Source organism: Thalassolituus marinus, assembly GCF_020320395.1.
GTDB classification, from domain to species: Bacteria; Pseudomonadota; Gammaproteobacteria; order Pseudomonadales; family Oceanobacteraceae; genus Venatoribacter; species Venatoribacter marinus.
Genome location: NZ_JAEDAH010000058.1, coordinates 51,549 through 72,085, shown reverse-complemented (window position 1 = coordinate 72,085; position 20,537 = coordinate 51,549). Strand labels below are relative to the sequence as shown.

The following is a 20,537-nucleotide window of genomic DNA, read 5'->3' as shown; positions in this document are numbered from 1 at the left end:
GCTTTTTTGTGCCTGACAAACAGTGGCATATGCTGATAACGGATAACATCACCGGGCAAAGGCGGCACGCTCAATGCATAGTACTTTTGCAGAGACAGTTTTCCGGCACTTACACCAGAGACCATTGTCTGACAATTATTGACTGGCCATGCTGCCGTTAACTGACCCATACTGAACAAACTATCGGATATTAAACGGACACTTATGTAACAAGAACAGAACTACCCGCCCTGCGAATGGAGAGGTGAATTATGAGTGTATTCAGTCGCTATAAAGACAGGTATCAGGCCGCTCAGGAAGAGGTCATGAGCCTGCAGGACTACCTCGAACTGTGTAAGACAGATAAAACCGCCTATGCCACTGCCGCCGAACGAATGCTGATGGCAATCGGTGAGCCGGAACTGATCGATACCTCCAAAGACCTGCGACTCAGTCGTATTTTTTCCAATAAAGTTATCAAGCGTTACCCCGCATTCTCTGAGTTCTACGGTATGGAAGATGCCGTTGAAAACATCGTCGCCTACTTCCGCCACGCTGCCCAGGGGCTGGAAGAGCGCAAACAGATTCTGTATCTGCTCGGTCCTGTGGGCGGTGGTAAATCCTCCCTGGCCGAACGACTGAAGCATCTGATGGAGCGAATTCCTTTCTACGCCATTAAGGGCTCACCGGTATTTGAATCACCGCTGGGGTTATTCGATCCGGCGGAAGATGCTCAGATTCTGGAAGAAGACTACGGCATTCCACAACGCTACCTCGGCCGGGTGATGTCACCCTGGGCGGTTAAGCGTTTGCATGAATTCGGTGGCGACATCAGTAAGTTCGAAGTGGTTAAACTCTACCCCTCCATTCTCGACCAGATTGGTGTAGCGAAAACCGAACCCGGCGATGAAAACAACCAGGATATTTCCTCACTGGTGGGTAAGGTCGATATCCGCAAACTGGAAGATTTCTCGCAGGACGACCCGGATGCCTATGCATACTCCGGCGGCCTGTGTCGAGCCAACCAGGGCCTGATGGAATTCGTCGAAATGTTTAAGGCACCGATCAAGGTGCTGCACCCATTACTGACCGCCACTCAGGAAGGCAACTACAACGGCACCGAAGGTATGGGCGCCATCCCGTTCGAAGGTATCATTCTGGCACACTCGAATGAGTCCGAATGGCAGGCGTTCCGTAACAATAAAAACAACGAGGCGTTCCTCGACCGTGTTTATATTGTCAAAGTCCCTTACTGTCTGCGCGTTAATGAAGAAGTCAAAATCTATGAAAAACTGCTGGCAGGCAGCTCGCTGTCGACCGCCCACTGTGCACCCGACACCCTGAGCATGCTGGCTAAATTCACCGTACTGTCGCGCCTTAAGGTGCCGGAAAATTCCAGCATCTACTCCAAGATGCGGATCTATAACGGTGAGAATCTGAAAGACACCGATCCGAAAGCCAAATCCATGCAGGAATACCGCGACAGCGCTGGCGTCGATGAAGGTATGAACGGCATATCCACACGTTTCGCCTTTAAGATTCTGTCCAAAGTATTCAACTTTGATTCCACCGAAGTCGCCGCCAACCCGGTACACCTGCTGTATGTTCTGGAACAGGCAATTGAACAGGAGCAGTATCCGGACGAAGTGCACGACCGTTACCTGAATTTCCTGAAGGAGCACCTGGCAGCGGAATATGTGAACTTTATTGGCAAGGAAATTCAGACCGCGTATCTGGAATCCTACGCTGAGTACGGCCAGAACATTTTTGACCGCTACGTTACCTACGCCGATTTCTGGATTCAGGATCAGGAATACCGTGATCCGGAAACCGGCGAAATGTTCGACCGCGTCGCCATTAACGAAGAACTGGAGAAAATCGAAAAAGCCGCCGGCATCAGCAATCCGAAAGATTTCCGCAATGAAATCGTTAACTTCGTGCTGCGTGCCCGGGCCAACAACAACGGCAACAACCCATCCTGGCAGTCATACGAAAAAATGCGCTCCGTTATTGAGAAGAAAATGTTTTCCAATACCGAAGACCTGCTGCCGGTTATTTCATTCTCGGCCAAATCCTCATCCGAGGATCAGAAGAAACACGATGACTTTGTCGATCGCATGATCGAGCGCGGCTACACCGAGAAGCAGGTACGACTGCTGTCGGAATGGTATCTGCGTGTACGTAAGTCGCAGTGATAACAAGGGCCTGCCTCAGGGCAGGCCCACGCCTGATGAAAGGGGAAGCCTATGTCGTACATTATCGACCGCCGCCTGAATGGCAAGAATAAGAGCACGGTCAATCGTCAGCGCTTTTTACGCCGCTATCAGAAGCACATTAAGGAAGCCGTCACCGGCGCAGTCAACAAGCGCTCCATTACCGATATGGAACGTGGAGAACAGATCAGCATTCCGACCCGCAGCACCCACGAGCCGATTATCACCCATGGCCCCGGTGGCAAACAGCATCGGGTATTTCCTGGTAATAAAGAATTTCAGGCCGGTGATTTACTGGATAAACCCGAATCCGGTGGGGGTGGCGGTGGTTCAGGTAAGGCCAGCAATCAGGGGGATGGTGAAGACGAGTTTTCGTTTTATATCAGCAAGGAAGAGTTTCTGAATTATCTGTTCGATGACTTAGCACTGCCGAACATGATTAAAAAGAACCTGAGCCAGTCAAAAGAATTCAAAACCCGCCGCGCCGGTTTTGTCTCGGAAGGTACGCCAAACAACCTGTCAGTGGTCAAATCACTGCGCAATGCTCACGCCCGCCGTATTGGCATGACGGTCGGCAAGCGACGTAAACTGAAAGAGCTGAATGCAGCACTGACGGCACTCGATCCACAGCCGGAAGATAGTCGTGAAGAGGTCATCAGCCTGCGCCTGCAGATTGAAGAAATCGAGAAGAAACTGAAAACCGTACCGTTTCTCGACGACCTCGACCTGCGTTACCGCAGTCAGGTAAAAGTGCCAATGCCCAGCAGCAAAGCGGTTATGTTCTGTGTGATGGATGTGTCGGGCTCCATGACTCAGGATATTAAGGACATTGCCAAGCGCTTTTATATTCTGCTCTATCTGTTTCTGCAGAAGTCCTACGAACATATCGAGCTGGTATTTATCCGTCACCACACCAGCGCCAAAGAAGTCGACGAGCAGGAATTTTTCTACTCACGCGAGACCGGCGGCACCATCGTTTCCAGTGCACTGAAAATGATGCAGGACATCATCGCCGAGCGCTACAACAGCGACGAATGGAATATCTATGCCGCCCAGGCTTCCGATGGCGATAACTGGGATGACGACTCCCCTCAGTGTGCTGAATTACTGAGTCAGCAGCTGCTGCCGCAGGTGCAGTACTTTGCCTACATAGAAATCACCCCGAATCAGCATCAGGCCCTGTGGGAGTCTTATACCGGTCTGTTGAAGCAATACCCTCATCACTTCGCGATGTCACAGATCCGAACAGCGGCTGATATTTACCCTGTGTTCCGTGAACTGTTCGCCAAGGAGCGTTATCAGGAGGCTGTATGACTGATACACACCAAGTGCAGGAACGGCATTACCTGTCTACCGGCTCTGACTGGACGTTTGAGCTGCTGGAAACCTACGACCGCGAAATCGCACGCATTGCTGCGCTGTACAAACTGGATACCTATCCGAACCAGATTGAGATCATTACCGCCGAGCAGATGATGGATGCCTATTCATCAGTCGGCATGCCAATCGGCTACAACCACTGGTCTTACGGCAAACAGTTTCTGCAAACGCAGAAAAATTACCAGCGTGGTCAGATGGGGCTGGCCTATGAAATTGTGATCAACTCCAATCCCTGCATCGCCTATCTGATGGAAGAAAACAGTATGCCTATGCAGGCTCTGGTAATAGCCCATGCCTGCTACGGTCATAACTCATTCTTCAAGGGTAACTACCTGTTCCGAACCTGGACCGATGCTGGTTCCATCATTGATTATCTGCTGTTTGCTAAAAACTACGTGCGCCAATGCGAGGAACGCTATGGCCAGGAGGAAGTCGAGCAGATTCTCGATGCCTGTCATGCCTTACAAAATTTTGGAGTCGACCGCTATCGCCGGCCAAAACCCATTTCTGCGGCTGAAGAACGAGCCCGGCTGGAAGAACGGGAGAATATCCTGCAACAACAGATAAACGACCTCTGGCGTACTCTGCCTGCCTCCCCCAAAGAAGCATCACAGAAAAAGGGCCGGCGAAAATTTCCGGAAGAACCACAGGAAAACATTCTCTACTTTCTCGAAAAGAACGCTCCCCTGCTGGCGCCATGGCAGCGAGAGCTGATCCGCATCGTGCGCAAAATATCACAGTACTTTTATCCACAACGCCAGACCCAGGTGATGAACGAAGGCTGGGCTACCTTCTGGCACTATACGTTGCTCAACCATCTGTACGATGATGGTCTGGTCACCGACGGTTTTATGATGGAATTTTTATCATCCCATTCGAACGTGGTATTTCAGCCGGGCTACGATGCCTCCTATTACAATGGTATTAATCCCTACGCGCTGGGCTTTAACATGTTTCGCGATATCAAGCGTATCTGTGAAGAGCCAACCGATGAAGACCGCGATTGGTTCCCGGATATTGCCGGCAGTGACTGGCTGGAAACTCTGCACTTTGCCATGCGTAACTTTAAGGATGAGAGTTTTATTCAGCAGTTTCTGTCACCTAAGCTGATGCGTGAATTCCATTTATTCAGCATCTATGATGACGACGAAAAAAATCAGTACGAAGTGGAGGCAATCCACAACGAGGCAGGTTATCGCCGTCTGCGTGAAATGCTGGCTCGCCAGTACGACCTGTCGGTAAGGGAGCCGAATATTCAGATAACTCACGTTGAGATTGAAGACGACCGCTCACTGACTCTGCGCCATACCATGCAGAATGACACCCCTCTGTCGTCGGATGTGCACGAAGTGATGAAGCACCTGCATCTGCTGTGGGGCTTTGATATTCATCTGGAGACTTTTAAAGGCGAACGTCTGATTAAACGTCAGAGTTGCCCGGATACCCGGGTTAGCTGAGAGACTTAAGAGACTAAAACAAAAAGCCCCGGAAGACGTGTATCTGCCGGGGCTTTTTATTGATGCTTTGTTGAGTCGGTTACCAGGCAATCACCATATCATCACGCTGAACCGCTAAGTGCTCTGCACCCAGCTTCATTTCAGCCACAACAAACTGCGGCTGTACCTGTTTAACCACGACTTCGGTCGCCATATCGCTCAGTTCAGTGCGCGGCTCAAGATCGAGGTTATAGAAGGTGCCGGTACGATAAACCTGGAATTTATCACCGGGACGAATACCCGCACCGGCAGGTGCTTCGATATGAACTTTCTGCCCACGGGTTTTAACGATACGTGCCATAAATGGCTGACAACGCAGAACCTCGTCAACATCATCGACCACATCCACCAGCAGACCACGCACCTCGTGACCGTAGCCGCTCTGCCAGAATTGTGGTGTGGCAAAGCCGGTTTTTTCTGTACGGCGACGATCCCAGTCACCTTCAGTGGCATAGCTGCGCTGGAATAACATGGCCCCGCTCAGACCATCATGTACGTATACATCGACCACAAAACGGCGCGCCTGAGAATCCGCTTCAAATCCCATCAGACTCAGCCAATGTGTATCACTCTGGCGCGCGACATGCTCCCGAGCCTCGCCAATCATGGCCAGATCCCGCACCACACCAGACACCACATACTGAGCTCCAAATTGTGTAGCCAGTGCCACAGAGGTGGTCAGGCGCTGCTGAGCGGTTTCCGCCGAAGGTGCCCGACGCGGGTCCTGATAGAGGCTGGTCTGACTGGCATCCAGTGCGTGAATGGCACCACGGTCGTTGAGTGTATTAACCAGTACTCGGGACAAGTCCTGCTCGATATTCTGCAATCGTCCCAGCGTAGCCTGAGCCGGGTTAGCCAGACCAAATCCGGTAATCGCCACTGACTTGCGGTAGCGCTGGGTACTGGCCGGGCACATAGCTTCAGGTTTTACATCCGCTCGAATAGACACCTGGTACAAACCATTGAGCTGGTCTTCCCACAACACCTGAACATTACTCAGCTGGGCCTGAGAGCGCACGCGCACATCATCCTGTTCAATAACGCCCTTATCCATCAGCTGAGTGCTGCTGACCTGCGCACCGGCACGCAGGCTGGCCTGACGCATAGCATCTTCCAGCGCCTGCTCGCGCGCGTATGACACTGAGCTGGTCAGCGGTGCAGAGCCAACAACCTCCACGGTGATCGCCTGCGTTGTCAGTGACAGCAGCGACATTCCAATCAGCAGCCAGGTTTTCATATCCGCCTCCTGCAGCATTATTCGATAAAGTAAAAACCGCCTTCCGGCACGCCCGACTCACCCTGAACACGCTGGCGCTGGCTGGCGGCGAAGTTGTTCAGTTCGCGGCTACCACCCAACGGCGCACGGCAGTCGACATTGAAGCGCTGGTTATCCATGGTCTGCAGACAGTTACGGAAGCCCTGATCAATAGTCATTTCCAGTACTGTTTCAACACTGCCATCCGGCATCACATCGCTGGAGACAACGCGTGCGCCATGCATGTAGGTTTCAACGTAGGAACGGAAGCGGTCATTCTGCACGACCATATCGCGCACCGTGGTACTGCCCTGCACCGAGGTGCCATACACACGTTCCGCCATTGAGCGATAGGCATCCATTTTCGAGGCACGAATCGCCATCAGACGACGCTGTACTTCGCTCTTTTTCTTATCCGTATCCATCGCACCGTAACCAACAACACGCAGCACCATAGGTGCAATAGGATCGACCTCCTGCTCTACCGGAACAAAAAAGGCTTCAGGTTCGTCTGCAAGGTTGTCCTCTTCTATCAATGCACTGGAACATCCCTGCATCAGAAGCACGGAACTGGCGGCCAAAGCCGCCGTGAATGACCATTTCATACCTGTCTCCTACAAATTCAGACAACTGCTCGTTAACGACGTTGTCGGCAGGGCGGCTGAAATATTTAGCGCAAATCAGGATAAAGCTCAGCCCCCGGCAAGGAAGGCCGAACTGCGATCAGGATTCAGTCGGGATTTTCACTGTACGTACGCGGCTGAATATCCGATCCAGCCCCTTATGCCACTGGTACAACGCCAGCCCCGACATCAACCCCAGCACACCGATCACCGATGCCAGCGACAGGCGCTCCCCTTTCAGCCAGAAACCCCAGAACACCGCGAGCACCGGTGCCACCAGTGTAATCAGTGTCACTCTTGAAGCAGGCAGATTGTTAAGCACGTAGAAGTACAATAAAAAGCCCAGCAGAGAACCCAGCAACACCAGATAAGACAGTGCAGCAGCAGATGTCATTGACCACTGTTCAGGCAGGTGCACGCCAAACAACGGAATCGTCGCGACGTAAGCAACGGATGACACCCACAAAGTACCACTGGTCTGCACCATAGGATGCAACCCGGCCCCCACCTGCTTAACCCATACCGCACTGAGCGCGAAGAAAAATACCGACAGCAATGTACCGGTAATGCCTCTCCAGGACGCCGCATCAACAGACAGGCGACCGGTTACCACCAGCGTCAGTCCTGCCAGAGCAATCAGCAAAGCAATGATCCGGGCCGGCGTCAGCTCACGCTCCCCCAGCCAGAACCAGGCAATCGCCCCGGACAGCATCGGGCTCAGACCGTAAATCACTGAAATCAGCCCTGACGGAATGTAAGCCGTCCCCCAGTACACAGCCATCATCGCGCCATACACGCCAACGCTGCCCGCCACATAGCTGCGCAGCGCCTGTGCATTCATCGCCAGCGGCTGACGCAGCAGGGCCAGCAGCGGCAGAGACAGCAATGCGCTGATCCACATACGCAGACTGACGCCGGTGAAAAAATCCAGTGAATCAAGACTGAACTGAATGGCAATAGGGGTCGTGGACCAGATCAGGACCACCCCAATGTAGGCAATGATTAATGGCATATCCGCTTCTCCGGGTGCGGTGCATAAACAGCCAGCAAATCGCAGCCACAAAAAAGGCCGCGAAAGCGGCCTTCTCTTGGGTGATGTCCGGAACTACCGGTTTCTCCTGCTGATCAGCCGCAATATCTGCAATGCACGCGCACGACGCATCACCACTGCGCAGGCGCGCACTGGCATCATCAGCTTGGCAATAATGGATTGCAGATTCATGACCTTCATCAGAGTCGGTTTCCGTCTGTTTTTGAGTTGAAACAAAACTTCACAGCAAATTGAGCATATTACGGCCTCTTTCGATAGGCAATCTTTGTTTGTTGTGACTATCATTACCTACGGACTATGACGCCCTCTGCCAGCACCGTTTTGCCCTGACCTGGTAACGATCGCTGAAGGTGTCGATGGATGCTCACTTATACAGGACCTTCCCGATGACAAAACGTTCACTACTGGCGATTGCAATCGCCTCCCTGACCTCTCAGGCTGCGCTGGCCGCACCATTTCTGCCGATGGATGCCCGTGGCCTGGCCATGGGTAATACCGGGGTAGCCAGTGCCGCTCGCGCGCACGCGCCGGCCTACAATCCATCGTTACTGTCTCAGGGGTCTGAGGACGATGATTTCGCACTGCTGTTCCCACAACTGGGTGCCAACGTTTCCGATGAAGAAGAGCTGGTCGATGAAGCTCAGTTGATTTCGGATGAAATTTTCCCGGCATTCGAGGACGCCATTGAAGGTAGCGGCATTTCCGATGGTCTGGACAACAATCTGGATACTCTGACCACCCGTATCAGTCAGCTTGAAACCGCAATCAACAGCGGCAACGCAGCTCAAATCAAAACCGCTAACGATAACCTGAAAGCTGCACTGACTCTGGTAGACGGTGACCTGGACCTGACGCAGAGCTCCATTACCGATCTGACCGAATCGCTGGGTAACATTTCCGGCAGCCCACTGAGTGCACGACTGGGTGTTGGTGGTGCGCTGGCCATTCCGAGCAAGAAATTTGCAGCGGCAGTAAGTGTTTCCGGCAGCGCCAACATTTCCGGACGAGTTAACTTCGCCGACAGCGATCTCGACCTGCTCAACAGCTACGTGCCGGCGGCGCAAGGTTATATTGATGCAGCCGAAAACGTGACCTCTGAGATCGATAGCGCCACCGCTGATAATAACGTTTTGCCCAGTGAAGTTGCAGCACTGAAACTTGCCGTTGAAGACCTGCAGGATTACTCATACACCAGTGGTGACGGTACTGTAATTTTTGACAACGGCGAACTGAGCGACGCCGCCAGCAACGCCAACCTGAGCTCTACTGCAGAGATTGTGGCCGTTGCTATCGCCGACGTCGGCGTGTCATTCTCGCGCGAATTCGATATCGCCGGCGAAGCGGTTGCCATTGGTATCACACCAAAACTGCAGATGATCACCACTTACCACTACGCTGATGAAGTCGATGGCTTTGAAGACGTTGAAGAAGACGATCTGGAAGACTCCAAAGAAGACTACTCCAACGTCAACCTCGATATCGGTGCCTCATGGCGCTTCGGCGGTGAGAAGAAATGGATTGTTGGGGTTGTTGGTAAAAACCTGCTGGGTGGCGAATTTGACTACGCCGATGTAACCGTAACGCCTAAGGATTCCAACGGTAACCCGAACGGTCTACCTTACACCATTGATGGTGGCAGCGTATCCCTGGAGCCGCAGTTCCGTGCAGGTCTGGCTTACGATGGCGACTGGGTGAATGCGGCAATCGATCTGGATCTGATGGAAAACGATCCGATTGCTTTCGAAAGCGCCACTCAGTTCCTGGCATTCGGTGCTGAATTCGATGTATTTGGTACCGTGCAGCTGCGCGCTGGCTACCGTACCAACCTGAGCAACTCTGGTTCAGACATCGTGTCTGTTGGTCTGGGTCTGTCTCCGTTCGGTGTTCACTTCGACATCGCAGCCATGGCCAATATCGACAACCCGGAATCCGAAGCCGGCGTTGCACTGGAAACAGGCTTCTATTTCTAACGCCTGAGCGTTCGCGCTACACTGAAAAGCCGCTGACTTCAGCGGCTTTTTTTATGCTCAACTCCTGAACGAAACAAGAGGTTCAGAAAACCGGACATGCAGATTTATCTTGTCGGCGGCGCAGTGCGCGACGCCTTGCTCAACATCAGTATCAAAGACCGCGACTGGGTAGTCGTAGGTGCTACGCCGGAAGAACTGCTAAGCCGCGGTTATGAGCAAGTCGGTGCCGATTTCCCGGTTTTTCTGCACCCGCAAACCCATGAAGAGCACGCGTTGGCGCGCACCGAACGCAAGTCTGGCAAGGGTTATCAGGGCTTCGACTGCCAGTTCAGCCCGGATATCACGCTGGAAGAAGATCTGCTGCGCCGTGACCTGACCATCAATGCCATGGCACAGGACGATGACGGCCAGATTATCGACCCTTACGGTGGCCAGCAGGATATTGAACAACGCATTCTGCGGCACGTGTCCCCTGCCTTCAGTGAAGACCCCTTGCGCGTGCTGCGCGTCGCCCGCTTTGCTGCACGTTTCGCACCACAGGGCTTTACCGTTGCCGCCGAAACCATGCAGTTAATGACGCAAATGGTTAGTGACGGTGAACTCGATCATCTGGTGGCCGAACGAGTATGGACCGAAACCCGCCGTGCGCTCGGAGAAAAGACACCGCACGTCTACTTTCAGGTACTGCGCGACTGCGGTGCACTACAAATCTGGATGCCAGAGCTGGATGCCTTATTCGGCATTCCTCAGCCAGAAAAATACCATCCGGAGATCGACACCGGCGTGCATGCCCTGATGTCACTGACGGCCTCGGCAGCACTGTCTGACGATATTCCCGTACGCTGGGCTGCACTGACCCACGATCTGGGCAAGGCTCTGACCCCGCAGAGCGACTGGCCACGCCATATCGCCCACGAGATGAAAGGCATTAAGCCACTGAAACATTTGCAAAAACGCCTGAAAACCCCCAACGACTGTTGCGACCTGGCACTGCTGAGCAGTGAGTTTCACACTCACGTTCATCGGGCGTTTGAACTGCGCGGTGAGACGCTGGTTAAGCTGTTCAACAAGGCTGACGCCTGGCGTAAACCAGAGCGCTTTGAACAGTTTTTGCTGGTCTGTGAAGCCGATGCCAGAGGACGCACCGGTTTTGAAGATCAGGCTTACCCACAGGCAGACTACTGCCGCCAGGCTCTGCAGGAAGCAGCGACCATTACGGCTCAGCAGATGATCGCACAGGGATTACACGGCGCCGAGATTCGCTCCGGTCTGGATCAGGCACGTGGCGAACACCTGCAACAATGGAAAAAGTCCGTCAGCCAGCCGAGCGCTGACTGAGTGGCGCGGTGATCAGCGTTAATGGCTGATCCTGAACATCATTCAGGTAACGGCTGAGCGTCTGCCCGTTCTGCGGGTCAATAGCCTGCGGGCTGATGTCCAGCAGCGGCTGAATAACAAAAGCAAAGCGGCGAATATCATCTCGCGGTAACTGCAGGCCATCGTGTTCGCCGCACAGATCATTGAACAACAGAATATCGATATCCAGCGCCCGCGAAGAAAACTTCACCGCATCGGCGGCACGACCAAACTCAGTTTCAATGCGCTTAAGGCGCTGATTCAGCTCACCAACGCCACCATCAAAAGACACTTCCAGCACCAGATTGACGAAATCCGGGCCGTCAAAGCCAACCGCAGGTGAACGGTACCAGGGCGACTCCGCCACCAGCGTAACGTCACGTTGCAGGCGCTCAATACCAGCACGCAGATTCACTTCGGCCTCAATATTAGAGCCCAGCCCGAGAAACACTCTGGCCATCAGCGCGCGCCCCCGACCGGCAGCTCGCCACGTTCAATATACAAGCCAACCGCCCGCGCCTGAGGCACAACCGCAGGCTTCTCTACGCGGATACTCAGCCATGGCATACCAAACTCTTTACGCAACGCCGCCGCCAGACGCTCGAGCAATGATTCCAGCAGCTGGAAATGCTGCTCGCGTACAAATTGCTCAATGAACTCAGTAACTGCCTGATAGTTGAGCGCATGCATCAGATCATCGGTAGCCGCCGCCATGCGGATATCCCAGGCCATTTCCAGATCAAACACCAGTGGCTGGCGAACCTGTTTTTCCCAGTCATAAACACCAATAACCGCATCGACTTTCAGCCCGCGAATAAACACCTTATCCATGACTACGGTCCACCCGTTCAACCGGCGCCAGTTCAGTCATTGGCCAGCGAGGAACCACACTCACCGCCAGCTCAGCGCGCTCACCGGCCAGCAGACGCTGGGTTCCGGCATAGGCAATCATCGCACCGTTGTCAGTGCACAGCTCAGGACGTGGGTAATACACAGCGCCTTTCAGGCTTTCGGCAGTCTGGCGCAGCTTTTCACGCAGACGCTTATTGGCACCGACACCACCAGCAATGATCAGACGGTTAATGCCGGTTTCTTTCATGGCACGCTTACATTTAATGGCCAGCGTATCGACCACTGCCGCCTGAAAGCCGGCGGCGATATCGGCTTTATCCTGCTCGGCAAGAACACCGTCAACAGCACAGCCAAGAATCGTGGTGCGGGTAAAGGTTTTAAGACCGCTGAAGCTGAAGTCCAGCCCCGGGCGATCGGTCATCGGCCGGGGGAATTTAAAGCGGCTGTCGTCGCCACTGTCTGCCAGTTTGCTCAGCGCCGGGCCACCCGGGTACGGCAGCCCCATCATTTTGGCGGCCTTATCGAATGCCTCGCCGGCAGCATCATCCAGCGACTCACCCAGCAGGCTGTAACGGCCAATACCGTCGACCTGCACCAGTTGGGTATGACCGCCAGACACCAGCAGTGCAATAAAAGGAAACTCAGGAGGATTATCTTCCAGCATCGGCGCCAGCAAGTGCCCTTCCATGTGATGCACACCGAGCGCCGGAATATCCAGCGCCCATGCCAGACTGCGACCTAAACAGGCACCGACCAGCAGTGCGCCGACCAGACCCGGACCGCAGGTATAAGCAATACCGTCGAGATCAGACAGTGTCATACCCGCTTCAGCCATCACTTCATTAATCAGTGGCTGCGCCTTACGGACATGATCACGGGAGGCCAGTTCCGGCACCACACCGCCGTATTCGGCATGCAGCGCAATCTGTGAATAAACCCGGTGCGCCAACAGCCCTTTTTCGCTGTCGTACAGTGCAATGCCTGTTTCGTCACAGGATGTTTCCAGACCCAGAACTCGCATAAAATCCCCCACTCACTAAGGTCGGCAATGATACTGCCGCACCCGGTCAATCGCCAGCCACAATTCCCCGAGCCCGCCCCATGACTGGGCTGGCAGCTATGACAGTCGGTGGCAAAATCGGCGCGGCAAACTACTCTTTGCAATCCGGGATTAAAGACTATAGAATGCCCGCCCTCTAACTGGGGCCTGTGGTTTCCCCATTAAACGAATTGACTAAACACGTAGGTGATTGGATGCCAGCTGTAAAAGTTAAAGAAAACGAACCGTTTGACGTTGCACTGCGTCGCTTCAAGCGTTCTTGTGAAAAAGCCGGTGTACTGTCTGAAGTACGTCGTCGTGAGCACTACGAAAAGCCAACCTGGGTTCGCAAGCGTAAAGCTGCTGCCGCTGTTAAGCGTCACCTGAAAAAGGTACAGCGCGAACAGCGTAAAATGACTCGTCTGTACTAATCAGACCTGAATCGGGAAGTCAGCGCATGACAACTCTGGTAGCGACCGTAAAGGATGCTGTGAAAGCAGCAATGCGAGCCAAAGAAAAAGAGCGACTGAGTGCACTTCGCCTGATTACGGCGGAGTTCAAACGCGTAGAAGTGGACGAGCGTATCGAAATCGATGATGCCCGCGCACTGGCGATTCTCGATAAGATGAGCAAACAGCGTCGCGATTCCATTGCCCAGTATGAGGCAGCGGGTCGTGATGATCTGGCAGCAGTCGAACAGTTCGAAATTTCCGTTCTGAACGAATTCCTGCCAGAAGCCTTGAGCGAAGAAGAGTTGGCCAAACTGGTGGCTGATGCGATTGCACAGTCCGGTGCTGCTGGTATGCAGGACATGGGCAAAGTCATGGGCATCCTGAAACCACAAGTGCAAGGTCGTGCCGATATGGCACAGATCAGTCAACTGGTGAAGTCTCAACTGGGCTGATTCTGCTACAGGCAAACAAAGCGCCACCCATCTCTGATGGCTGGCGCTTTTGTCGTTTATACGACTTCAATGTTTGTCAGTGCTGCAGTAACCTCTTGCCACTGAAACAGCCTAGATTCACAAAGCAGGTAGTTTTTTCATGGCCGGCCGCATTCCACAGTCTTTTATTGATGACCTTCTTGCCCGCGTCGATGTAATCGATGTGGTGGATAGTCGCGTCAAACTGAAAAAGACCGGCAAAAACTACTCCGCCTGCTGCCCGTTCCATAATGAGAAATCCCCCTCCTTTACCGTCAGCCCCGATAAACAGTTCTACTACTGCTTTGGCTGCGGAGCTTCCGGCAGCGCCCTCAAATTCGTCATGGAATTTGACGGCCTGAGCTTCCCCGATGCAGTGGAAAAGCTCGCCACTCAGGCGGGTATGGAAGTACCACGGGAGCAGGTCAGTTTCGAAGCGCGCCAGGAAATTCAGCATCAGCCACTGTTTGAACTGATGCAGAAGGCCGGACTCTACTTCGAGCAGATGCTGCGCAGTCATGAGCAACGCGGTAAAGCCGTAGACTACCTGAAGAACCGTGGACTATCGGGCAAAGCCGCAAAGTTTTTCGGCATTGGCTACGCCCCGGTGGGCTGGGATAACCTGCAGAATTTTCTCGCTGGCGAAGGCGATAAAGAAACCATCAAAAACCTGATTGCCTGCGGCATGCTGATAGAAAAGGAAGATGGTCGCACCTACGACCGCTTCCGCGATCGCATTATGTTCCCGATCCGCGACGCCCGGGGCCGCTACATCGCCTTTGGTGGCCGCGTACTGAGGGACGAAAAACCCAAGTACCTGAACTCACCGGAAACACCGATATTTCAGAAAGGCCGCGAACTCTACGGACTGTACGAAGCGCGAAAAATCCGCCAGAAACTGACGCGCTTTGTCATCGTTGAAGGCTATATGGATGTCGTTGCTCTGGCCGAGTTTGGCATCCACTATGCCGTCGCGACTCTTGGCACAGCGACCAGCGAACACCACCTGCGTCGCCTGTTCAAAATCGTGCCGGAAGTGATTTTCTGTTTCGATGGCGATCAGGCCGGACGCACCGCGGCAGCCCGCGCCATGGAAACCGTACTGCCGGTTCTCGATGACGGCCTGCAGGCTCGCTTCCTGTTCCTGCCGGATGGTGAAGACCCGGATACTCTGGTGCGCCAGGAAGGCAAAGACGCATTCGAGCAACGTCTGAACAAAGCCGCACACCTGCCGGAATTTCTGTTTGAGCACCTGAAAGAACAGGTCGACTTCGACACACTCGATGGCAAAGCCCGATTTGATCAGCTGGCTGCACCACTGATTAACCGACTGCCGCGCAACACCACCCTGCGCAACCTGATGGAAAAATCACTGCAGGATCTTATCGGCACCGAAAGCGCCTCATTGAAAAAACTGGAAAATCAGCCCGAAGCCATTGCCGAGCCAGTATACCCACAGGCCGAGGATAGCCAGCCAGAACCCGACTACCTGTATGAAGACAGCAGCGAACCCAATATCCCGCATATTGATCACTCTGCCGACACCCTGGCGCCCCTGGTACACAAAGCGCTCAGCAGCCTGGTTAAACAGCCAGAGCTGGCGCAGCAACTGGAAGTACCGGACGCTGATGCCGAAAGTGAGCACGAGCGCTTATTACTGGAAGTGCTGCGTAAACTGAAAAAAGCTCCCCAGAGCAGCCCGGTCGGCTTACTGATTCAATGGACCGGCTCACCCTATCAGGATGAACTGAAAGCGATTGCCGACAACCCTCACAGCCAGATCCGGCCGTCAGCCAGCGATATCGCCGAAGTTCTGCGGCAAATGAACGCGCGTAAACTCAGTGCCGATGTTCAGAACTACACCCAACGCATCGCCCGTGGTGACAAACTCAACGATGAAGAACGTGCCGACTACCGCAACAAACAACGCCAGCTGCACGGCATTCAGAAAAAACGCGGGCGAATCTACGCCCGTCCATAAAAATTTAACTTTCCAGCCCTTGAGATTGGCGCTTTCGCCCCTATATTCAATGGGCAAGCCGCCAACCAGCGGCAACTGATTGCAGCAATCCAGAAGCCAACGTGACTCAGCCAAGCGGCCAGAATCGGATACCCCGGGCATATCTTCGCCAGACCGATCTTTTCAACACGTTAACTGACCTTGCTCAACCGACACAGCAAGTCGCCGATTCACCCGTAAATTGAAAAAAGCGGGGAACATCAGGGCCTTACTATGGCCTAAGGATCGGTTAAAAGTTATACTTCGGCGTTTTTATTCCGCCTTTAAAAATCGGAACACAGGGCCCCTATGTCAGCGAACACGCAACAATCCCGTCTTAAAGAACTTATCGCCAAAGGTAAGGAACAGGGTTACCTCACCTATGCGCAGGTTAACGACCACCTGCCAGACGATATCGCTAACCCTGACCAGGTAGAAGACATCATCCGCATGATCAACGATATCGGTATTCCGGTATCTGAATTCGCTCCGGATGGCGAAACCCTGTTCATGAACGATGCCGCTGACGACGCTGCCGCAGAAGAAGCAGCTGCTGCCCTGGCATCGGTAGAATCTGACGTTGGCCGCACCACCGACCCGGTACGTATGTACATGCGTGAAATGGGTACCGTTGAGCTGCTGACCCGCGAAGGCGAGATCGTTATCGCCAAGCGTATTGAAGAAGGTATCCGCGAAGTTATGTCAGCCCTGGCATACTACCCTGGTGCCGTACAGACCGTTCTGCAGGCCTTTGCCGACACAGAGGAAGATCCGAACCGTATCGGTGACATCTTCTCTGGTTTTATTGATCCGTCTGATGAAGATCCTGCTCCTGGTCCACAGTCTGGTCCGGAAGCAGAAGCAAATAACGACGACGATTCCGATGACGACGATGACTCCGATAGCGATGATGACGACTCTTCAAGCGAAGACAGTGGCATCGACATCGCTGAAGTTGTCCGTCGCTTTGGTGAAATTGCCTCGGCTCATACCGCTGTAGAAAAATCACTGGCGAAAAATGGCCGTGCCCACAAGAAAACCGAAGAAGCTCTGCAAGCCCTGGCAGACGTATTTGCGCCGATCAAACTGACGCCAAAATACTTCGACCAGCTGGTGAGCAACGCTCGTGAAGCACTGGAACAGATCCGTGCTCAGGAACGTCAGATCATGGTCATGATGACACGTAAATGTGGCATGGACCGTAAAGACTTCATCAAATACTTCCAGGGCAACGAAGTCAGCAACGACTGGATCGAAGCACTGATTGAAGCGAAGAAGCCATATTCCGCCAAGCTGGATACTTACAAGCTGGATATTTTCCGTGCTCAGAAGAAAATCAAAGCGGTTGAAGATCGCGTTGGCCTGAGCATTCCGGAAATCAAAGAAGTTAACCGTCGCGTTTCTATCGGTGAAGCCCGCGCTCGTCGCGCCAAGAAAGAAATGGTTGAGGCGAACCTGCGTCTGGTTATCTCCATTGCCAAGAAATACACCAACCGTGGTCTGCAGTTCCTTGATCTGATTCAGGAAGGCAACATCGGCCTGATGAAAGCGGTAGATAAGTTCGAATACCGTCGTGGTTACAAGTTCTCTACCTACGCTACGTGGTGGATTCGTCAGGCAATCACCCGTTCGATTGCTGACCAGGCGCGTACCATCCGTATTCCGGTACACATGATCGAAACCATTAACAAACTGAATCGTATCTCTCGTCAGATGCTGCAGGAAATGGGTCGTGAACCAACACCGGAAGAACTGGCTGAACGCATGGAAATGCCGGAAGACAAAATCCGCAAAGTCCTGAAAATTGCCAAAGAGCCAATCTCCATGGAAACCCCGATCGGTGACGATGAAGATTCGCATCTGGGTGATTTCATTGAAGACACTCAGTCTGAGTCGCCGCTGGATACCGCGACCGCTGAAGGCCTGACCGAAGCTACCCGCTCCGTTCTGGCTGGCCTGACTGCCCGTGAAGCCAAAGTACTGCGTATGCGTTTCGGTATCGATATGAACACCGACCACACGCTGGAAGAAGTAGGCAAGCAGTTCGACGTAACCCGTGAACGTATCCGTCAGATCGAAGCGAAAGCGCTGCGTAAGCTGCGTCATCCAAGCCGCTCTGACCACCTACGTTCGTTCATCGACGAGTAATCGTCCGATGTCACAAAAAAGCCCGCCCTGTGCGGGCTTTTTTGTGCAAAATCAAAGGGGTGGCGCTATTCCGGTGAGCTGCTTATAATGCTGCCTGCTGATTGGATCAGCATTCTTTTCTCATCCGGATACACGCTCAGCCGGTTCATGGATGCAGCGAAGGGCCTGTAGCTCAGTTGGTCAGAGCAGTCGACTCATAATCGATTGGTCCACGGTTCAAGTCCGTGCAGGCCCACCATTTTCTCTCTGCTTTTTATTCGTGTGTGCGGTGATGCTCCTGGCGAGCAAATTTCCAGATAACTTGAGCATTCTGCCAGATTTGGCCTCAGTTTCTAGATAACTTGAGCACGCCAATCCTTCCACCGAAATTAATATCGCCTTACAAGCCTCACCAATACTGAGTTTCTAGATAACTTGAGCAGGCTGCCGCACATATCACTCAAAGATGGCTTTGATGGCTAGAGTACCACCTAACTGGGTGTCCGGAATCACTGAACCACTACAACCCGTCCTTAATACCCTTAGTGTTTCTCCTGTAAAAAAGCCGGCATACATTGCCGGCTTTTTTTGCACCGAGTAATGGCGAATTATTCTTTATCGTTTTTAATATCTCCCATACCGAACTGGGTCAGCACTCTTCTGGCGTTATCGGCGCAATTCATATCAGCTGGCTTGCTTTCGATTTCATGTAACACCTCCAGCAGTTGCGCCCGACTGACGGCCAGGCGCTGCTGCAGCGCTTCTATATCAGCCAGCTTGGTGCGCATCGCATCTACCAGCGAACCGTGATCCCACTGTGATAAATCCGCCGGTAATAGCGCGCGCAGCTCATCAAGGGTAAAACCTGCCTGCTGCGCACTGGTAATCAGCTGCAGAAAGGTCACGGCTTCCGGCGGATAGCTGCGGTAGCCGTTCGATTGCCGATGCACAGAACGCAGCAAACCAATTTTTTCGTAAAAACGAATGCGCGATGCCGCCAGACCGGTTGCTTCTGCCAGTTCACCAATTTTCATATCTGCCACCTCTGCTTGCTGTGTCTGAACGACAGACCATAATAAGATTAAAGCTTGCTTTAAGGTCAATACAAAACTCTCACCTGCGGTGTCTGCTTACGACTAAAACCAGATTGCCGCAGGCCTGGCATGTCCTTAAGCTGGCGCTCTACTCAAACAGGCACCACCATGGCATACATACTTTCCACCCTCGCTCCGATTTTCGGTCTGATTCTGCTGGGCTTTACTCTGCGCCGTACTCAGCGCCTGGGTGAACATGCCGCCTCGGAACTGAATCGACTGGTGGTGTGGCTGTGCCTGCCTGCCCTGTTGTTTACGTCCACCGCCACAGCCCCCCTGCACAGCATCTGGCACCCCGGGTTTGTAATGGCCTTCACCCTCGCCACCCTGTCGGTGTACGGACTCACGCTAGTGTGGCGACTTGCACAAGGACTACCGCTAAGCAGTGCCAGCCTCGATGCGCTGGGTGCGTCGTATGCCAATACTGGTTACGTCGGTATTCCGCTATGCCTGTTCGTGCTCGGTGATGACGGTCTGGCGCCGGCACTGGTGTCCACGCTGATTGTCGTCAGCCTGTTATTCGCCATTGCCGTGGTAGCCGTAGAAGTCAGCCTGCACCGCCATCAGGGGGTATTTAAAGCACTGGCGAAAGTGCTGCTGGCTCTGAGCAAAAACCCACTGGTGGTATCACCGCTGATTGGTATTGGCTGGAATCTGGCAGGCTTCGGAGTACACGATGTCGCAGGGTCACTGCTCAAGCTACTGGGCGACGCCACCGTACCCTGTGCGTTAATTTCACTCGGTGCTTTTCTAGCGCAGAAGCAGGCAAGCAGAGCCAGTAGTGCTAACAGCCTGGTACTGATCAAACTGATCGTGCACCCGGCTCTGACCTGGCTGCTGGCATTCTATGTGTTTGAGTTGCCAACCCTGTGGGCCAGCGCGGCAGTGCTGCTCAGTGCCCTGCCAACCGGCACCGGACCGTATATGCTGGCGGAGTTCTACAAGCATGAAGCGTCGGTGGTTTCCCGCACCATTCTGTTATCGACGGTGGGATCGGTACTGACGCTGGCGGGGTTGCTGGCGGTGCTTTAGACGTCTGACGTCTGACGTCTGACGTCGGATGTCGGATGTCGGATGTCGGATGTCGGATGTCGGATGTCGGATGTCGGATGTCGGATGTCGGATGTCGGATGTCGGATGTCGGAGGTCGGAGGTCGGAGGTCGGAGGTCGGATGTCGGAT

The 20,537-nt window shown here is 53.5% G+C and carries 18 protein-coding genes and 1 tRNA gene; 11 read left to right on the top strand and 8 right to left on the bottom strand.

The genetic code is table 11. The features are described from left to right. Nucleotides 1–251 precede the first annotated feature (251 nt). The 3 genes from I9W95_RS11520 to I9W95_RS11510 are packed head-to-tail and all read left to right on the top strand — an operon-like array spanning nt 252 to nt 5,029. Nucleotides 252–2,174 carry a PrkA family serine protein kinase gene (locus tag I9W95_RS11520; protein WP_225674992.1) on the top strand — a complete coding sequence of 641 codons (1,923 nt, stop codon included), beginning with the start codon at nt 252–254 and terminating at the stop codon, nt 2,172–2,174. Nucleotides 2,175–2,225: 51 nt separating this feature from the next. Next, nucleotides 2,226–3,506, top strand: coding sequence for a YeaH/YhbH family protein (locus I9W95_RS11515; RefSeq protein WP_225674990.1), 1,281 nt, complete (start codon nt 2,226–2,228; stop codon nt 3,504–3,506). Next, nucleotides 3,503–5,029, top strand: coding sequence for a SpoVR family protein (locus I9W95_RS11510; RefSeq protein ID WP_225674988.1), 1,527 nt, complete (start codon nt 3,503–3,505; stop codon nt 5,027–5,029). The genes I9W95_RS11515 and I9W95_RS11510 overlap by 4 nt, the downstream gene beginning before the upstream one ends. Before the next feature lie 79 nt (nt 5,030–5,108). On the opposite strand, the gene I9W95_RS11505 is transcribed toward I9W95_RS11510, so the two are convergent. The 4 genes from I9W95_RS11505 to I9W95_RS18410 form a co-directional block, all read right to left on the bottom strand. Then, entirely contained in the window at nt 5,109–6,305 is a 1,197-nt protein-coding gene (locus tag I9W95_RS11505; RefSeq protein WP_225674987.1) for a flagellar assembly protein FlgT, read from the bottom strand. 17 nt (nt 6,306–6,322) lie between these two features. Continuing rightward, nucleotides 6,323–6,928, bottom strand: coding sequence for an LPP20 family lipoprotein (locus I9W95_RS11500; protein ID WP_225674984.1), 606 nt, complete (start codon nt 6,926–6,928; stop codon nt 6,323–6,325). Nucleotides 6,929–7,046: 118 nt separating this feature from the next. Further along, on the bottom strand, nt 7,047–7,958 hold the full coding sequence (locus tag I9W95_RS11495; protein WP_225674982.1) for a DMT family transporter: 912 nt from the start codon (nt 7,956–7,958) through the stop codon (nt 7,047–7,049). A 93-nt stretch (nt 7,959–8,051) separates the two neighbouring features. Further along, nucleotides 8,052–8,177: a hypothetical protein gene (locus I9W95_RS18410; RefSeq protein WP_263866185.1), complete on the bottom strand. Its 126-nt coding sequence runs from the start codon at nt 8,175–8,177 to the stop codon at nt 8,052–8,054. 206 nt (nt 8,178–8,383) lie between these two features. Here I9W95_RS18410 and traF point away from each other — a divergent pair, with 206 nt between their 5' ends. Further along, nucleotides 8,384–9,967, top strand: a complete 1,584-nt coding sequence (gene traF, locus I9W95_RS11490; protein WP_225674980.1) for a conjugal transfer protein TraF — start codon at nt 8,384–8,386, stop codon at nt 9,965–9,967. 96 nt (nt 9,968–10,063) lie between these two features. After that, nucleotides 10,064–11,305, top strand: a complete 1,242-nt coding sequence (locus tag I9W95_RS11485; RefSeq protein WP_225674978.1) for a multifunctional CCA addition/repair protein — start codon at nt 10,064–10,066, stop codon at nt 11,303–11,305. Here I9W95_RS11485 and folK read toward each other — a convergent pair. From folK to tsaD, 3 genes are read right to left on the bottom strand one after another with little or no spacing between them, the layout of a single operon-like run. Then, the gene (folK, locus tag I9W95_RS11480; protein ID WP_225674976.1) at nt 11,283–11,783 is read right to left on the bottom strand and encodes a 2-amino-4-hydroxy-6-hydroxymethyldihydropteridine diphosphokinase; all 501 of its coding nucleotides are present in this window, start codon (nt 11,781–11,783) and stop codon (nt 11,283–11,285) included. The genes I9W95_RS11485 and folK overlap by 23 nt on opposite strands. Further along, complete coding sequence (folB, locus tag I9W95_RS11475) at nt 11,783–12,154, bottom strand: dihydroneopterin aldolase (RefSeq protein ID WP_225674974.1); 372 nt, start codon at nt 12,152–12,154, stop codon at nt 11,783–11,785. Before folB ends, folK begins: the two co-directional genes overlap by 1 nt. Further along, entirely contained in the window at nt 12,147–13,196 is a 1,050-nt protein-coding gene (tsaD, locus tag I9W95_RS11470) for a tRNA (adenosine(37)-N6)-threonylcarbamoyltransferase complex transferase subunit TsaD (protein ID WP_225674972.1), read from the bottom strand. Before tsaD ends, folB begins: the two co-directional genes overlap by 8 nt. A 233-nt stretch (nt 13,197–13,429) precedes the next feature. On the opposite strand from tsaD, the gene rpsU reads away from it, so the two are divergent. The 5 genes from rpsU to I9W95_RS11445 all read left to right on the top strand — a co-directional run bounded on the left by rpsU (nt 13,430) and on the right by I9W95_RS11445 (nt 18,521). Further along, on the top strand, nt 13,430–13,645 hold the full coding sequence (gene rpsU / locus I9W95_RS11465) for a 30S ribosomal protein S21 (RefSeq protein WP_068441605.1): 216 nt from the start codon (nt 13,430–13,432) through the stop codon (nt 13,643–13,645). A 26-nt stretch (nt 13,646–13,671) separates the two neighbouring features. After that, nucleotides 13,672–14,118, top strand: a complete 447-nt coding sequence (locus I9W95_RS11460; RefSeq protein ID WP_225674970.1) for a GatB/YqeY domain-containing protein — start codon at nt 13,672–13,674, stop codon at nt 14,116–14,118. Nucleotides 14,119–14,257: 139 nt separating this feature from the next. Then, complete coding sequence (gene dnaG, locus I9W95_RS11455) at nt 14,258–16,117, top strand: DNA primase (RefSeq protein ID WP_225674968.1); 1,860 nt, start codon at nt 14,258–14,260, stop codon at nt 16,115–16,117. Nucleotides 16,118–16,444: 327 nt separating this feature from the next. Further along, the gene (rpoD, locus tag I9W95_RS11450; protein ID WP_225674966.1) at nt 16,445–18,283 is read left to right on the top strand and encodes an RNA polymerase sigma factor RpoD; all 1,839 of its coding nucleotides are present in this window, start codon (nt 16,445–16,447) and stop codon (nt 18,281–18,283) included. 161 nt (nt 18,284–18,444) lie between these two features. After that, nucleotides 18,445–18,521: transfer RNA gene (locus I9W95_RS11445), tRNA-Ile, on the top strand. A gap of 349 nt (nt 18,522–18,870) precedes the next feature. Here the strand turns inward: I9W95_RS11445 and I9W95_RS11440 are convergent. Continuing rightward, complete coding sequence (locus I9W95_RS11440) at nt 18,871–19,296, bottom strand: MerR family transcriptional regulator (protein WP_225674964.1); 426 nt, start codon at nt 19,294–19,296, stop codon at nt 18,871–18,873. Between the two features lie 168 nt (nt 19,297–19,464). On the opposite strand from I9W95_RS11440, the gene I9W95_RS11435 reads away from it, so the two are divergent. After that, nucleotides 19,465–20,388 (top strand): AEC family transporter, encoded by a 924-nt coding sequence (locus I9W95_RS11435; RefSeq protein WP_225674962.1) that lies wholly within the window; start codon nt 19,465–19,467, stop codon nt 20,386–20,388. Nucleotides 20,389–20,537 lie beyond the last annotated feature (149 nt).

Coding starts and splice junctions, on each gene's coding strand:
- I9W95_RS11520 (WP_225674992.1), top strand. CDS start 252: ATGAGTGTATTCAGTCGCTATAAAGACAGGTATCAGGCCGCTCAGGAA.
- I9W95_RS11515 (WP_225674990.1), top strand. CDS start 2,226: ATGTCGTACATTATCGACCGCCGCCTGAATGGCAAGAATAAGAGCACG.
- I9W95_RS11510 (WP_225674988.1), top strand. CDS start 3,503: ATGACTGATACACACCAAGTGCAGGAACGGCATTACCTGTCTACCGGC.
- I9W95_RS11505 (WP_225674987.1), bottom strand. CDS start 6,305: ATGAAAACCTGGCTGCTGATTGGAATGTCGCTGCTGTCACTGACAACG.
- I9W95_RS11500 (WP_225674984.1), bottom strand. CDS start 6,928: ATGAAATGGTCATTCACGGCGGCTTTGGCCGCCAGTTCCGTGCTTCTG.
- I9W95_RS11495 (WP_225674982.1), bottom strand. CDS start 7,958: ATGCCATTAATCATTGCCTACATTGGGGTGGTCCTGATCTGGTCCACG.
- I9W95_RS18410 (WP_263866185.1), bottom strand. CDS start 8,177: ATGAAGGTCATGAATCTGCAATCCATTATTGCCAAGCTGATGATGCCA.
- traF (WP_225674980.1), top strand. CDS start 8,384: ATGACAAAACGTTCACTACTGGCGATTGCAATCGCCTCCCTGACCTCT.
- I9W95_RS11485 (WP_225674978.1), top strand. CDS start 10,064: ATGCAGATTTATCTTGTCGGCGGCGCAGTGCGCGACGCCTTGCTCAAC.
- folK (WP_225674976.1), bottom strand. CDS start 11,783: ATGGCCAGAGTGTTTCTCGGGCTGGGCTCTAATATTGAGGCCGAAGTG.
- folB (WP_225674974.1), bottom strand. CDS start 12,154: ATGGATAAGGTGTTTATTCGCGGGCTGAAAGTCGATGCGGTTATTGGT.
- tsaD (WP_225674972.1), bottom strand. CDS start 13,196: ATGCGAGTTCTGGGTCTGGAAACATCCTGTGACGAAACAGGCATTGCA.
- rpsU (WP_068441605.1), top strand. CDS start 13,430: ATGCCAGCTGTAAAAGTTAAAGAAAACGAACCGTTTGACGTTGCACTG.
- I9W95_RS11460 (WP_225674970.1), top strand. CDS start 13,672: ATGACAACTCTGGTAGCGACCGTAAAGGATGCTGTGAAAGCAGCAATG.
- dnaG (WP_225674968.1), top strand. CDS start 14,258: ATGGCCGGCCGCATTCCACAGTCTTTTATTGATGACCTTCTTGCCCGC.
- rpoD (WP_225674966.1), top strand. CDS start 16,445: ATGTCAGCGAACACGCAACAATCCCGTCTTAAAGAACTTATCGCCAAA.
- I9W95_RS11440 (WP_225674964.1), bottom strand. CDS start 19,296: ATGAAAATTGGTGAACTGGCAGAAGCAACCGGTCTGGCGGCATCGCGC.
- I9W95_RS11435 (WP_225674962.1), top strand. CDS start 19,465: ATGGCATACATACTTTCCACCCTCGCTCCGATTTTCGGTCTGATTCTG.